This is a genomic window from Paenibacillus rhizolycopersici, from assembly GCF_014947195.2.
Lineage (GTDB): Bacteria > Bacillota > Bacilli > Paenibacillales > Paenibacillaceae > Fontibacillus > Fontibacillus rhizolycopersici.
Genome location: NZ_JADCNN020000022.1, coordinates 1 through 14,173, shown reverse-complemented (window position 1 = coordinate 14,173; position 14,173 = coordinate 1). Strand labels below are relative to the sequence as shown.

The 14,173-nt window shown below is 48.4% G+C and carries 13 protein-coding genes and 1 rRNA gene; 2 read left to right on the top strand and 12 right to left on the bottom strand.

Features of this window, described 5'->3' with window-relative positions:
* Positions 1-7 precede the first annotated feature (7 nt).
* Both IM700_RS18870 and pxpB read right to left on the bottom strand, forming a co-directional pair.
* Positions 8-1,054, bottom strand: coding sequence for a 5-oxoprolinase subunit C family protein (locus tag IM700_RS18870; RefSeq protein ID WP_193418563.1), 1,047 nt, complete (start codon positions 1,052-1,054; stop codon positions 8-10).
* On the bottom strand, positions 1,051-1,803 hold the full coding sequence (gene pxpB / locus IM700_RS18865; RefSeq protein ID WP_193418565.1) for a 5-oxoprolinase subunit PxpB: 753 nt from the start codon (positions 1,801-1,803) through the stop codon (positions 1,051-1,053). The genes IM700_RS18870 and pxpB overlap by 4 nt, the downstream gene beginning before the upstream one ends.
* A gap of 306 nt (positions 1,804-2,109) precedes the next feature.
* On the opposite strand from pxpB, the gene IM700_RS18860 reads away from it, so the two are divergent.
* Complete coding sequence (locus IM700_RS18860) at positions 2,110-2,901, top strand: IclR family transcriptional regulator (protein WP_244868564.1); 792 nt, start codon at positions 2,110-2,112, stop codon at positions 2,899-2,901.
* Between the two features lie 58 nt (positions 2,902-2,959).
* On the opposite strand, the gene IM700_RS18855 is transcribed toward IM700_RS18860, so the two are convergent.
* The 9 genes from IM700_RS18855 to IM700_RS18815 all read right to left on the bottom strand — a co-directional run bounded on the left by IM700_RS18855 (position 2,960) and on the right by IM700_RS18815 (position 12,382).
* Positions 2,960-4,012, bottom strand: a complete 1,053-nt coding sequence (locus IM700_RS18855; protein WP_193418567.1) for a UDP-N-acetylmuramate dehydrogenase — start codon at positions 4,010-4,012, stop codon at positions 2,960-2,962.
* Between the two features lie 51 nt (positions 4,013-4,063).
* Positions 4,064-5,629, bottom strand: a complete 1,566-nt coding sequence (locus tag IM700_RS18850) for a ClC family H(+)/Cl(-) exchange transporter (protein WP_193418569.1) — start codon at positions 5,627-5,629, stop codon at positions 4,064-4,066.
* Between the two features lie 172 nt (positions 5,630-5,801).
* Positions 5,802-6,521: a YebC/PmpR family DNA-binding transcriptional regulator gene (locus IM700_RS18845; protein WP_155606067.1), complete on the bottom strand. Its 720-nt coding sequence runs from the start codon at positions 6,519-6,521 to the stop codon at positions 5,802-5,804.
* A gap of 347 nt (positions 6,522-6,868) precedes the next feature.
* Complete coding sequence (locus IM700_RS18840) at positions 6,869-8,425, bottom strand: ABC-F family ATP-binding cassette domain-containing protein (protein WP_193418571.1); 1,557 nt, start codon at positions 8,423-8,425, stop codon at positions 6,869-6,871.
* A 180-nt stretch (positions 8,426-8,605) separates the two neighbouring features.
* Positions 8,606-9,595: an aldo/keto reductase gene (locus IM700_RS18835; RefSeq protein ID WP_193418573.1), complete on the bottom strand. Its 990-nt coding sequence runs from the start codon at positions 9,593-9,595 to the stop codon at positions 8,606-8,608.
* Positions 9,596-9,694: 99 nt separating this feature from the next.
* Positions 9,695-10,531, bottom strand: a complete 837-nt coding sequence (locus IM700_RS18830; protein WP_193418575.1) for an AraC family transcriptional regulator — start codon at positions 10,529-10,531, stop codon at positions 9,695-9,697.
* The gene (arsC, locus tag IM700_RS18825) at positions 10,524-10,949 is read right to left on the bottom strand and encodes an arsenate reductase (thioredoxin) (protein ID WP_155606071.1); all 426 of its coding nucleotides are present in this window, start codon (positions 10,947-10,949) and stop codon (positions 10,524-10,526) included. Before arsC ends, IM700_RS18830 begins: the two co-directional genes overlap by 8 nt.
* A gap of 26 nt (positions 10,950-10,975) precedes the next feature.
* Entirely contained in the window at positions 10,976-12,052 is a 1,077-nt protein-coding gene (gene arsB / locus IM700_RS18820) for an ACR3 family arsenite efflux transporter (RefSeq protein ID WP_193418577.1), read from the bottom strand.
* 18 nt (positions 12,053-12,070) lie between these two features.
* Positions 12,071-12,382, bottom strand: a complete 312-nt coding sequence (locus tag IM700_RS18815) for an ArsR/SmtB family transcription factor (protein ID WP_239484065.1) — start codon at positions 12,380-12,382, stop codon at positions 12,071-12,073.
* A gap of 515 nt (positions 12,383-12,897) precedes the next feature.
* On the opposite strand from IM700_RS18815, the gene IM700_RS18810 reads away from it, so the two are divergent.
* On the top strand, positions 12,898-13,719 hold the full coding sequence (locus IM700_RS18810; protein WP_155606074.1) for an arsenite methyltransferase: 822 nt from the start codon (positions 12,898-12,900) through the stop codon (positions 13,717-13,719).
* Between the two features lie 127 nt (positions 13,720-13,846).
* Here IM700_RS18810 and rrf read toward each other — a convergent pair.
* Positions 13,847-13,963, bottom strand: a 5S ribosomal RNA gene (gene rrf, locus IM700_RS18805).
* Positions 13,964-14,173: the final 210 nt, after the last annotated feature.

Here is a 14,173-nt window from a genome sequence, read left to right as displayed (position 1 = left end):
TGTCTGTTTATGCATGCCAGTCCAAGTCGCCCGATCCGAATTTACGTACGGAAGTCTCCAACTGATCCAGACCTTTCCGCAGCGTTTGAATCGCGTTTTCCCGGTTAATCAATTGCCGTTGCGCTTCTTGCAGGGTGACCTCCCGAAATCGAACCCGTGCACCTAAGTTGGTTTGGGCTAACAGCGGTAAATCCACGCTTGCGACTTGCGCAATTTTAGGATATCCTCCGGTTGTTTGGCGATCAGCCATCAAAATGATCGGGTTCCCATCAGGGGGTACCTGCACAGTTCCCATCGTCACGGCCGAGGAAATCATCTCTTTCGAATGATTCAACTGCAATGCTCGGCCTTTAAAACGGTAACCCATCCGGTCGGACTGCGGTAAAACCGCAAATTCCTCATGCCATAAATCGTGGTGGCTTTGTTCTTGAAACAACTCGTATTCCTCCCCAGGAATCAGCTGTACGATGGGATTCGCCGCATATTTGGGAAGCATCTCCGGAAATACGGCCCAACGGCTAACGGCGCCGGTTTCGTTGCTCGCCTCCCTGGCGAGTGAGCCAAACAAATGGGAGCCGCGCAAAGTCATTTCCCCCAACGTCAACCGATCGCCTGCAGTAAGTGCGCGACCCTCATAACCTCCGATGCCTGCCCTTAGATAAGTAGAACGGCTGTTCATACGAGCCGGAACATCGATCCCACCTCCTACTGCCAGGTAAGCGCGGCAGCCGAGTTTCATCGGACCAAATGTCAGCGAGCTGCCCTTAGGCACCAGCACCGTTCTCCACAACGGAATAGGCACCCCATTCAACTTGGGCGACAGATCGCCGCCGCAGAGCGAGATCAGTGCCGTTTGCTCGAATCGGATCACCGGACCCAGCAACGTGATTTCAAGTCCGGCCACCTCTTCCTCATTGCCGACCAACAAATTCGCAATACGTAATGCGAAGGCATCCATTGCTCCACTCACAATCACGCCGAATTTCTGGACGCCAAACCTTCCTAGATCCTGAACCGTGGTTAACAAGCCGGGTTTTTCGATCAAGAGGCTCATCGCACTTTCTCCTCCCATGCCTCAAATTGTTCACGGCTGATCGGATAGAAGCGGACAATATCTCCAGCTTGCAGTAAGGTTGGCGGCATTTGCTGCGGCTTGAATAACTCGATCGGAGTTTTGCCGATTAACTGCCAGCCTCCCGGGGTATCAATCGGATAAACGCCGGTCTGATCTCCGGCAATTCCGACGGTTCCGGCCGGAATAGACAAGCGGGGCGTTTCCCGCCGCGGGGTTGCGATCCGCTCGGACATCCCTCCTAAGTAAGCAAAACCGGGAGCAAACCCAAGCATATAAACCAGATAGTCCGCTGAACGATGAATCTCGACCACCTCTTGAGGCGTGAGTCCGTTGCTGGAGGCAACCGTTTCTAAATCCGGCCCGAAGTCCCCGCCATAACAGACGGGAATTTCAACGATTCTGGCTGGTGATGCATTAACGTCACGCAGTGTGAGAAGAAACTCAGACACGCTCGCCGCGGCCAGCTGGAACGGATTCACGATACGAACGTGATCCTCTTGTTCCACGGTTTCTGCAAGCAACTTCATCACGTCATAGTAAATCGTTACCGAAGTAAATGTCGGAACCACCTCGACCATCCAAGAAAAAGGATGCTGATCCAGATGTTCTGCCAACTGTCTGACCTTGAGATGAGTGTCTTTAAGAATCGAATCACCGAACTTCACGATCAACGCCGAATCTCCGAGTGGAGTGATGGGAATTTCTTCGGGTGACTGCGAGTAAGTCATGTTCGTCCTCCCATCCGAATTTCGGACTTTAAATCCCGAATTGCGAAACTTTTACTTAAAATCATTGTTAGGTAGAATTCCATAAAAATCAAGATTTTTTCATTAAAAAATTGAATCGATTTTCGTTGAGGTTCCGAATTTCGGAACGCAGTTACCGAATTTCGAATGCCCATATATACGATCATTATAGTAGGAATTAGACAAAAATCAAGCATAAATTTCCGTAACCGTTTGCTGGTTTTCAACTTTCTTCCATTCGTTGTATACTAATACAGAATGAACTAGAGGCCATGCAGGAGGCATAACGTGCAAACCACCAATAAACACAAGAACAAAACCGTGGTCAGGTCAATGGATCTACTCCAATTATTCCTGACCTATCCTAAGCTGAATATCAGCGAGATGGCCAAGTTATCGGGAATTCCTAAAACTTCGGTTCTACGTATGATCGGCTCCTTGGAAGAGATGGGGTTCTTAAAAAAAGATACGGAAGGCTCTTACTCCCTAGGATTACTCTTTCTTCAATACGGCAATCTGGTCGCGGAACGTTTGGACATCCGACATGTCGCATTGCCTGTCATGCAGCAGTTACGGGACGAGATCCAGGAGGCCATCCATTTGGTGCTGCGCGACGGCGACGAATGTATTTATATTGAAAAACTGGATACGGATCACCCCGTGCGACTGTTTACCAAAATCGGCCGAAAAGCCCCATTGTACGCCGGAGCGTCATCACGTATTATTTTAGCTTTTATGCCTGAGGCAGAGCGCGAGGAGTACCTGGATGCCACTGAGTTGCAACTCATCGCCACCGGCACGATCACTGACAAAACCAAGCTGCGCAAGATCCTGGAACGTTCTCGGCAGGATGGTTACTGCTTCAGTCGGTCCGAATTGGAGAACTACACTGCCGAGTTAAGTGCACCGATCTTCGATCATACCGGGCAAATCATTGCAGCACTCAGCGCTGCCGGGTTAGAGGTTCAGTTCGAGGAGGGGCGCATCGCCGAGCTCGTGAAGGACGTGCAGCAAGCAGCCAACGAAATCTCCCGGAGATTAGGTTATACTAATCAAATCCCGGTAGCGGTAACCTTATAAATCCCAATAAGCTTAAACAAGCCCGTCCCGGCAACTGCCGGAGACGGGCTTTGAAGTTTTAACGCCGGTACGAAGAAGACTTCCCTTCGATAACGACAACTTCCGGCTCAGGAACAAAACCATAATGTCGATCAAAGGCATCCTGTACGTGATGAATTAACTCGATCACGTCCGCTGCTTTCGCCCCTCCTATATTTTGAATCACATTGCCGTGAACGGGCGAAATTCGGGCATTGCCCCGTTGAACACCTCTCAAATGAAGTCGGTCTGCCAGTTTGCCGATCGGCTCGCCAACGGTATAATCGTTTTTGAACACCGACCCGCAGGAAGGATAAGTAAAATGCATTTTCCCTACACGATCCTGTACGACCTTTCGCAACGGGGCTAATGCCGAGTCTTCTCCCTTTTCCCCTTCTTTATCTTCCAACCAACCGATGAAGTGCAAAGCAAATTCAGGTAACCGAGTGGGTGGAAGCTTCCCTTCCCGAAGAGCAATCCATTCCGGTAACGCCAACAACGACACAGCTTCTCGGCTAATCGAGCTCAACTTAAACTCCGCTCCGACGATCAACCAGTTGCTGGAGTTGTCTTGAAATACGGATTGTTTATACCCAAATCCGCAGGCTTCCCGCCCTAGGGTTTGGATCCCGCTCGGCCGCTGTAAATCAACATAATGAACGTTGACCAACGTATCGCTGATATGGCGGTCAAAGTACTTGGCATTCATGTAAACTCCGCCGCCAACCGTTCCCGGCAGCAAAAAGGCAAAATCAAAATCGGAAATCCCCAGTCCATATCCAATCACGGCCAACATCGACATCGGCATTCCCGACGAAACAACCAATCGGTCCCCCTCGAGCTTGAAATCTACCATTTCCCGAGTCGTGAGAAATAAGGCATCGGGGTCAGGCCGATCGGGAAACAGCATATTTGAGCCCCCGCCAAAAAAAGTCGGCTCTATACCGCGGCGATACGCCTGCTCAAGCAGCTCCCGTAGTTGTTCTTGCGATCGAGGCGTTCCAACGAAGCGGGCCTCTCCCCCGATTTCATAGGTCGAGTAACGGGACAAGGCTTGCTCCGTCCGCAGTCCGGTTAAATTCCAGCTTGTCATAATAAGCACCTTCCTAACAATTTCCTATTCTATAATGTAATTTTAAGGAGCTTAGAAGACGGTTGAAACGGACACCTGATGCAACCTTTGCCGAACCGTCGAGGCGTACTTATCATCCGTTAATACCGTTAAATAATCTCCAGCTTGTATAGTAATATCCCCAGCGGGTATCAATTCCTGAGAACCTCTCTTTACGGAAACAATGAGGCAATGGCCGGGCCAATGGAATTCCTTAATTTGTAGTCCATCCAACGATGAACCTTTATGAATAGGAAATTCCATAATGATTTTCTCCGATGGTGTTCTGTCTTCTTCCCTTCTATCCTGACGTAGAAACCGACTGAGCAATACCTCATAAATGGGGTGCGAACGAAACATTTCCGCCGTCATATAAGCAACAAGACATACCACGCCTGTCGAAAGCAGATTGGTAAAGGAACCTGTCATCTCCGTAATTAGGATAATACCGGTGATGGGTGCCCTCACGCTGGCCGTAAAATAGCCAGCCATGGCCAGGATTAGAAACCCGCTTTCACTAAGAGCCCCTCCGGTTATTCCATTCACAGCTTTGCAGTACAGCACGCCGATCATCCCGCCAATGACCAGCATTGGTAGAAAAATGCCTCCAGGAGCCGAAGAGCCATAACTAAACATGGTAAATAGAAATTTCACAACAAAGATGATGATCAAAAACCGAAGTGGGAAGTTGCCAGAGATCATCTCATTGACCAGATGATTCCCACCCCCAAGAACCTGTGGCAGGCTTAAGCCAAGTACACCGGAGATGAGAAAGGGGAGTATAGGACGATATTCAGCCGGTACACGATTCATTTTTCGATATAAATCCTGAAAAACGTAGATTGCTTTGTTAAACCCCATCCCTGCGATTCCCACAACAAAACCCAATAGGATTAGGTGAAGATACTGATTAAGCGGCAGAGTGCTAATCGACGAAAAATGGAAGATTGGATTTAAACCAAAAAACTCCTTGGATACAAAATCAGCAACCAGCGAGGAGCCTAACGCAGCGATCATAATTAAAGGAGAAAAATTCATATGGACTTCTTCCAAGGCAAAAATGACCCCAGCGATCGGAGCGTTAAAAGCCGCGGCTAGCCCTGCGCTTGCCCCGCAAGTTATCAGCATATGTGTTTCGGTTTTCGAACGACGCAGCCATTCGCTAATTCCCTGTCCGACACTAGCCCCGATTTGGATCGAAGGACCCTCTCTGCCCAGGGACAAACCAGTACCGATGCTTAGCGTCCCCCCAAGAAATTTTGCTAATAACGTTTTCCACCAGTTCATTTGCAGCTTGTTCTGCAAAATTCCTTTCACTTGCGGGATACCGCTGCCGGAAATCATCGGCTGCATGTTTACTAGCTTTCCCGTCAACCAACCAGCCCCTATCAGAAATAAGGCCCAAACAGGAATCAGCAACAGATGATGATTGAGAAAATCGTACAAACCCAAAATAAGTTCCAAAGTTTTCTCAAGTACATAACGGTACAATACAACGACGATTCCTGCTGCTAGCCCCACCGCGATTCCGCCAGCAAGCAGGCGAAACTTAAAATTAAACCAAACGGACAAGATACGACTCGTTTCATTTTCTTGCAAAGTACAAACCTTCTTTGTTGAATTCATTTACTTCTTTATATATGTTAATAATACACAGAGTATTGCATCAAGTTAGCCGAATAAAGGTTGCAAATACGCGAATGAATGCCGAAGTATCAAACATAAGGGCTGAAAGGATTTCATCCTATTCAGCCCCTTTGTCCATATTCAATTACTCAGCAAATTCCACGTTATGATACACTTGCTGCACGTCTTCTAAGTCCTCCAGCGCGTCAATCAGTTTCTCAAATTGCGCTTCGGCATCCGCCGGTAGAGTAACGTAGTTTTGCGCCAGCATGGTCAATTCCGCAACCGTAAACTCCGTGATTCCGGCGTTTTTGAGCGCTTCCTGAACGGAATGGAATTGATCCGGCTCGGCATAAACGATGACCGCCTCGTCCTCCTCGACGATATCACGCACCTCGAGATCGGCTTCCATCAGGATTTCAAACACTTCATCGATGGTCTTGCCTTCCATCCCGATGACCGCTGTCGCGTCAAACATATAAGAAACCGATCCGCTTACGCCCATGTTCCCGCCATTCTTGTTGAAAGCGGAACGTACTTCCGGTGCGGTACGGTTCACGTTATTCGTCAATGTATCTACAATCACCATGGAGCCGTTCGGCCCAAAGCCTTCGTAACGCAACTCCTGGTATACTTCGTCCGAACTGCCCTTGGCCTTATCGAGGGCGCGGTCAATGATCGCCTTAGGTACATTGTACGTTTTTGCCCGTTCCAGAACGACCTTCAAAGCGCGGTTCGATTCCGGATCCGGTTCGCCTTTCTTGGCGGCAACATAAATTTCGACGCCGAATTTCGCGTAGATCCGGCTGGTATTGGCGTCTTTCGAAGCTTTCTTCTCTTTAATATTGTTCCATTTGCGGCCCATACTGTTCCCACTTTCTTAATAATCTACCTAACTATTATAACCAACAACTGATTTCGCGGCAATGAATGACAGAGTCCCTTTCCCAGTTACCCTTTGAGCGCCTTTTCACTCTTATCCCGTTCACTCAGCATGTAGTGAAAATCAAATCTAGTATTCATCTTCTTGATTTGGGAATAGATATACCTTTGTTCAAATGTGGAAGTATTGCTCTGTCTGCTCCTGATTAAACGGGATAATCATGCAAAGAGGCCATAAAGCTAAATTAGATCGGCCGCCCACAACAAAAATGCCCTATGAATTAACACAGGACATTTTTATTACTAGTTTGCATCCATATACAAAATCTCCTACAGCATTTTCGTAGTCCACGATTCGCAGTTCCACGTCTCTGTGACGACATCGCGATAGAATTCCGGTTCGTGAGAAATCAACAGAATACTGCCCTTGTAGGCTTGCAGGGCACGTTTCAGCTCATCCTTTGCATCAACGTCCAAATGGTTCGTAGGTTCGTCGAGCACCAGCAGATTGGTTTCCCGGTTAATCAGTTTGCATAACCGAACTTTTGCTTTCTCGCCGCCACTCAGCACGGCAACCTTGCTCTCGATATGTTTGGTTGTCAGACCGCATTTGGCTAGGGCGGCACGTACCTCAAACTGCGTATATGAAGGGAACTCGTTCCAGATCTCCTCAATACACGTATTGTAGTTAGCTTCCTTCATTTCCTGCTCGAAGTAGCCGATCTCCAGTAAATCGCCGAGGCGTGCCGAGCCGGAGATCGCCGGGATTTGACCCAGGATGCTGCGCAGGAGCGTCGTTTTACCGATCCCGTTTGCACCGACAAGGGCGATTTTTTGCCCGCGTTCCATCCGCAGATTGAGCGGTCTCGATAACGGTGAATCGTACCCGATCACCAGATCCGTTGTCTCAAAGATCAGCTTGCCGGATGTCCGGGCATCTTTGAAGTTAAATTGTGGTTTCGGCTTCTCCTTTGCCAGCTCGATGATATCCATCTTATCGAGCTTCTTCTGCCGCGACATCGCCATGTTGCGTGTCGCCACGCTGGCTTTGTTGCGCGCCACAAAGTCCTTAAGGTCAGCGATCTCTTGCTGCTGGCGTTTGTAGGCGGACTCCAACTGTAGCTTTTTCGCCTCGTACACCTGCAGAAAATTATCATAGTCGCCAACGTAGCGGTTCAGCTCTTGATTTTCCATATGGTAAATCAAGTTAATGACGCTATTCAGGAACGGGATGTCGTGCGAAATCAGGATAAATGCGTTCTCATATTCCTGTAAATATCGCTTTAACCATTCGATATGTTGTTCATCCAAATAGTTGGTTGGCTCGTCAAGCAACAGAATGTCAGGCTTCTCAAGCAGAAGCTTGGCCAGCAGCACTTTGGTCCGCTGCCCCCCGCTGAGGTCATTGACATCCTTATCGAGTCCGATATCGGTTAATCCCAAGCCACGGGCCGTTTCATCGATCTTCGCATCGATCAGGTAAAAGTCCTGATTCGTGAGCGTATCCTGTATCGTGCCCACGTCTTCGAGCAACTGCTCCAGTTCTTCCGGCGACACCTCGCCCATTTTGCCATACATATCGTTCATTTCCTGTTCCAAGTCAAACAGGTATTGGAAGGCTCCGCGCAGCACGTCGCGGATTGTCATCCCTTTCTCCAACACCGCATGTTGGTCCAGATAACCGACACGCGTGCGTCTAGCCCATTCGACTTTGCCTTCGTCTGGCTGCAGCTTCCCCGTAATAATGTTCATGAACGTCGATTTGCCCTCGCCATTGGCTCCGACTAGTCCGATATGCTCACCTTTCAACAGGCGGAAGGACACGTCATTAAAGATGGCCCGATCCCCAAAACCGTGACTTAACCGTTCTACGTTTAAAATACTCATTGAATTTTAACACCTTTTCTATAGGAAATATGGTTGGTAACTCTCGATTTAAGCAAAAAGGGTACACTCGACATATTATACTGGTTAATCGGGGCAAAGCTCAATACGGCGGGGAAATTTAGTAGAAAAAAAAGCGCCGTCCCGAATCTCCTTCGGGCGACGCTTGTGTGCTGAAATTTCTTAAAACCCTAAAATCTCGTCAATTCGACGAAGCTCCTCCGACGTAAACGTCGGATTGGTCAAAGCGCCAACCGCATCTTCGATTTGGCTCACCTTGCTGGCGCCAATCAGTGCGGAGGTCACTCTACCTCCACGCAACACCCAACTCAAGGCCATCTGCGATAGCTTCTGTCCTCTTGTGGCTGCCAATTCATTCAACTGCTTGATTTTCGTGATCCGTTCCTCATTCAAGTCCTCCGGACGAAGGAATACACTAGGTCCGGCAGCACGGGAGTCCGGTGCAATTCCGTTCAAATAACGGTCGGTCAAAATACCTTTCTCGAGTGGGGAGAACACGATCGAGCCGATGCCTTCTTCCTCCAGTACATCCTGCAGCCCCTCCTCAATCCAGCGGTTCATCATCGAATAGTTTGGCTGATGGATGACGGCTGGTGTACCCAATTGTTTCAGGATCCGTGACGCCTCCCGCGTCTCTTCCGGACGATAGTTGGACAGTCCCACATATAGCGCTTTCCCTTGGCGTACGATGAGGTCGAGTGCGGCCATCGTTTCTTCCAGCGGCGTGTTTGGATCCGGACGATGATGGTAGAAAATATCAACATATTCCAGTCCCATCCGCTTCAAGCTTTGATCCAGGCTTGAGACCAGATATTTTTTCGAACCCCATTCTCCATAGGGTCCTGGCCACATGTAATAACCCGCTTTGGTAGAAATGATCATCTCGTCGCGATAGGGACGAAGATCCTCGCGAAGCACCCGTCCAAACGTTTCCTCGGCAGAGCCTGCCGGCGGTCCATAATTGTTGGCCAGATCGAAATGCGTGATCCCTAAATCGAATGCTCGGTGCAGCATGGCACGCCCATTCTCGAGCACATCGATCCCGCCGAAATTATGCCATAGGCCGAGTGAGACGGCCGGTAACTTCAATCCGCTCCGTCCCGAACGGTTATATGTCATCGTTTCGTATCTGTTGTCAGCTGCTTGATACATGAATGTTTGTCCTCCTTTAGTGTTTTATATGTTCAATATAATACACCGGGAGCGGCACACCTATATCAACACGGATGATTCCTATGGCATAATGTCTGATTATTGCAATTTCCCACGATAATCGGTAGGTGAGACACCCCTCTTTTTCTTGAACATTTTGGAGAATAGCAAAGCATCTTGATATCCGACCGAGCGCGCAACTTCGGCGATTGAATAGTGGGCCTTCTCCAGCAAAAAGCAGGCCTTCTCCATCCGGTAATTCAACAGATATTGCTGCGGCGGCATTCCTGTAACCTGCTTAAACAGTGATGATAAATATTTCCGGTCTAGCCCTACGATCGCGGCTAACTGGCCAACGGTAATCTCTTCGCTATAATGACTATGCAGGAAATCAAGGCAGTGATGGATATACGCATCTTTTGCTTGTGTGCTTGCAGCGTTAGAACTTCCGGATGCAGGGACAAGCTCCACTAACAACGTTAAAAATTCGTGCAGCAACGCTTGAAGGCGTAAATCGCGGGTGGCGGCTGTATCCTCCGCATCCCCCAGCAAATCGTATAATTGAGGCATCAATCGTGTGTCCATTGGAAACACGGGGAATGCCGGACTTAACCGGGTTCGGTCTAAAACTTCCGCCACTTGATCTCCACGGAAGCCGATCCAGGAATACGTCCAGGGGTCACTTTCATCGGCTTGATAGAATATAACCCGCTCGGGATACGCGATAAACGCCTGTCCTCCGGTCAACTCGTAGGTTTCACCCTCAACCTTTACAATCCCCCGTCCCGAATGGATAAAGTGGATTTTATAGATGTCACGGACACCTGGACCAAAGGAATGAAGTGGAGCGCACTTTTCTTTTCCCCAATAACACAAATATAAATCCGGCGATTCGCGAAACGGCCGGTCTGGATTATAATGAAATATCCTATTCATTCGCTTCTTCAGCTGCAAAACGCTGAATCCGCTCGCCAATTTGATCACGGACGCGCTGGAATACCGCCCACTTCTCTTCATCTGTTCCCGTGGCTTTTGCCGGATCGTCAAATCCCCAGTGCTCGCGGCGAACCTGAGGCGGTGTCATCGGACAGCGGTCCGCAGCGTCTCCACACAGCGTGACGACCATATCCGCATGGTTCAAGCGTTCCATATCGATTAGATCCGAAGTTTGCTCCGAGATATCAATGCCAACCTCGGTCATAGCCTTAACCGCATTCGGATTCAAACCATGCGCCTCGATCCCGGCGCTATAAACCTCCCAACCTTCCGGTAAATAATTCTTCGCCCAACCTTCGGCCATTTGACTTCGACAGGAATTACCGGTACACAAGAAATAAATCGTTTTTTTCTCCATTGGATCAGAACATCTCCTTTAGCATCTTAATTAGGTTTAGCCGAGAACGAATCGAAATGCTTCCGTTTGAAACGCAAAGCAACATTCACTAGCGCTATCAATACAGGCACTTCCACAAGCGGCCCGATGACCGCTGCAAATGCAACACCGGAATCAATACCGAAAACGCCGATGGCCACGGCAATGGCTAGTTCGAAATTGTTGCTCGCCGCCGTGAAAGACAACGAAGTGGCAACGGGGTAAGTCGTACCCGCTTTTTTGGACAGAAAGAACGACAAAAGGAACATGACCACGAAATAAATGATCATTGGGATGGCAATGCGAACCACGTCTAAAGGCAGTTTCATCATCAGATCGGCCTTCAATGAGAACATCAGCACAATCGTGAATAATAAGGCAATGAGGGCTAACGGGCTGATTCTGGGCACAAACTCCTGTTCATATTTCTCCTTTCCTTTCCAGCGAATCCCTATAACCCGAGACAACAGCCCGGCCGCAAACGGAATTCCTAGATAAATCAATACGCTGCGAGCAATCTCTCCCATTGACACATCCACTCGGGCGCCTTGAATACCAAACCATTCGGGGAGAACCGTGATAAATACGTAAGAGAATACCGAGTAAAACAAAATTTGAAAAATCGAGTTAAACGCGACCAATCCAGCGGTATATTCCGGGTCACCTTTAGCTAAATCGCTCCATACTAGTACCATCGCGATACATCTAGCCAGGCCAATCATGATTAAGCCCACCATATACTCCGGCATGTCACTAAGCAGCAGAATCGCCAAGAGGAACATCAGGATTGGTCCGATAACCCAGTTTTGCAGTAAGGAAAGGAGTAACACCTTCCCATCCTTAAAGACGCGGCCCAATTTCTCGTATTTCACCTTAGCCAATGGAGGATACATCATGACGATCAGCCCGATGGCGATCGGGATCGAGGTTGTTCCCACTTGCAAGCGAGAAAGATACTCAGAAAAACTCGGTACAAACCTTCCAAGTAGAAGCCCCATGGCCATTGAAGCAAAAATCCATATCGTCAAGTATCGATCAAGAAAAGATAATCTTCGTGTTTGTTTGCCTGACAAACTTCTCACCATCCTTGTATCATTGGTAAACTAATCATCGCAAGAGGATGCCGATTCACAATCCAATAACTGCTTCACCTTCGATGCCTGGGATGGCAGGTGCTTAAGCAGTTCTTCGACGTACGGCTTCTCCGTTAATCTTAGGGAGTAGTAGGTCCACTTTCCGCGGCGAACTTCCGTGACCAATCCTCCTGCCTTCATTTTTCGCAAATGTTGGCTGACGCTGGGCTGCGACATTTGAATTAAATCAACTATATTACAGACGCAAAGCTCACGTTCTTTCAGAAATGCCATTATCGTTAGTCTAGTTTTATCGCCAAGCAACTTAAATGTCTCAGCCATATCATCGATCGTTTGATCCGCATCCACTAGAATGCACCTCCTCTTATTCATGTTAATGATCCTTATTCAATCTTAATCGAATATAATTATATAATCAATTGCTTATTTGTTAAGTATCACAAAATTTTATTTGCATTTTGCAAGTTAACGGAGTATAACTATAACAAGGCAGGAATTGGATAAACAAAGCGACAATGTCTTAACAAAGGTGTGAATGTCGTTATTGTTTGATCAACCTCCCCATCCATACGGATAGTCATGTAAACTTTTACTTGCAAATATCAAATTAGAAGTGAGGGATGACCGTGTTGAGTGAAGTGTATACCGCTGAAGTGTTAATGAAATTACAAGCGTCAGAGCTCCAAAAAATTAATCGTGAAGCCTGGATGTGGATTGTACCAAAACCACCGAAAAAACGCTGGCTCACTCGAATTTCCGAGTCGTTTCGTATTCGTCAGGTAAGAAGCGATTCTTGCTGTACCGTTTGCTGCTAGTTAACCTAAGGAGGAATAACAATGACCAAATTAACCCATGACGAAATCCGTCAAAACGTCCGCCAGCGTTATCGGCAAGTTGCGGTTCAGCAAGTATCCGAGCCCAGCACCACTGAATCGAGCTGCTGTTCTCCGAATACCGCCGGTTGTTGTAGTACCCCTACCGATTTCAAAGATATCTCGGCCAGTTTGGGTTATTCCGGCGAGGAATTAAACGCCGTACCCGATGGCGCCAATTTAGGTCTTGGTTGCGGAAATCCGCAAGCGATCGCTCAACTAACTCCGGGAGAGGTCGTCCTTGATTTGGGGAGCGGCGGTGGTTTCGATTGTTTTCTCGCCTCGCGGCAAGTCGGAGAGTCGGGAAAGGTCATCGGTGTGGATATGACACCGGAAATGGTAAGCCGTGCCCGCCAAAACGCGCTTAAAGGCGGGTTTGCGAATGTGGACTTCCGGTTAGGCGAAATTGAAAACTTACCGGTTGCCGATCAAACCGTCAATGTGATCATCTCCAACTGCGTCATTAACCTCTCCCCCGACAAAGAACAGGTCTTCCGGGAAGCCTATCGGGTGCTGCTCCCTGGCGGGCGTCTCGCCATCTCGGATGTCGTTACGACAGCGGAACTACCTCCCGAGATCAAGAATGATCTTGAAGATCTGTATGCCGGGTGTATATCCGGCGCTTCCTCAATCCCGGAACTGGAGAAGATGCTAGTCCAATGCGGCTTCACCAACATCAGCATCCAACCAAAGGACGATTCAAAAACCTTCATCAAAAAGTGGGTGCCTGGGGTGAAACTTGAGGATTATCTCATCTCCGCGGTCATTCAAGCGGTGAAAGCCTAAGGATGAAGGGGTCAAAGTTGACATAATATTTCTTACGTAAATATCCCTCGTTTTAATTGCTTCAGTGCGTTTATTTACAAATCCAAAAAGAGCACTACCGAATGAACGGTAGTGCTCTTTTTGGATTGCTTGGCGGCGTCCTACTCTCCCAGGACCCTTCGGTCCAAGTACCATCGGCGCTGGAGGGCTTAACGGTCGTGTTCGGGATGGGTACGCGTGGAACCTCTCCGCCATCGCCACCAAACGGGTAAAAATATGTAACAGGAAACAGCATCGCCAAATGCCGTGAGCCTACTTCACTGAAGTAACTACTTGAGTCACTTCAGATCCATGCTTGCTCCCTGAAAACTGGATACGAAACGTATTTGCGTGTTAGCCCTTACTTGGTTTATCGGGGTCCCCGAAAAGTATTAGGAATACTCTTCGAAGCCTCGCTTCACTTTTTGGGGTGTTT

Excerpts from the sequence above, each read along its gene's own strand:
- IM700_RS18835 (WP_193418573.1), bottom strand. The coding sequence starts at position 9,595 with ATGTATCAAGCAGCTGACAACAGATACGAAACGATGACATATAACCGT.
- IM700_RS18845 (WP_155606067.1), bottom strand. The coding sequence starts at position 6,521 with ATGGGCCGCAAATGGAACAATATTAAAGAGAAGAAAGCTTCGAAAGAC.
- IM700_RS18870 (WP_193418563.1), bottom strand. The coding sequence starts at position 1,054 with ATGAGCCTCTTGATCGAAAAACCCGGCTTGTTAACCACGGTTCAGGAT.
- arsC (WP_155606071.1), bottom strand. The coding sequence starts at position 10,949 with ATGGAGAAAAAAACGATTTATTTCTTGTGTACCGGTAATTCCTGTCGA.
- arsB (WP_193418577.1), bottom strand. The coding sequence starts at position 12,052 with ATGGTGAGAAGTTTGTCAGGCAAACAAACACGAAGATTATCTTTTCTT.
- IM700_RS18830 (WP_193418575.1), bottom strand. The coding sequence starts at position 10,531 with ATGAATAGGATATTTCATTATAATCCAGACCGGCCGTTTCGCGAATCG.
- IM700_RS18815 (WP_239484065.1), bottom strand. The coding sequence starts at position 12,382 with ATGGCTGAGACATTTAAGTTGCTTGGCGATAAAACTAGACTAACGATA.
- IM700_RS18840 (WP_193418571.1), bottom strand. The coding sequence starts at position 8,425 with ATGAGTATTTTAAACGTAGAACGGTTAAGTCACGGTTTTGGGGATCGG.
- pxpB (WP_193418565.1), bottom strand. The coding sequence starts at position 1,803 with ATGACTTACTCGCAGTCACCCGAAGAAATTCCCATCACTCCACTCGGA.
- IM700_RS18855 (WP_193418567.1), bottom strand. The coding sequence starts at position 4,012 with ATGACAAGCTGGAATTTAACCGGACTGCGGACGGAGCAAGCCTTGTCC.
- IM700_RS18810 (WP_155606074.1), top strand. The coding sequence starts at position 12,898 with ATGACCAAATTAACCCATGACGAAATCCGTCAAAACGTCCGCCAGCGT.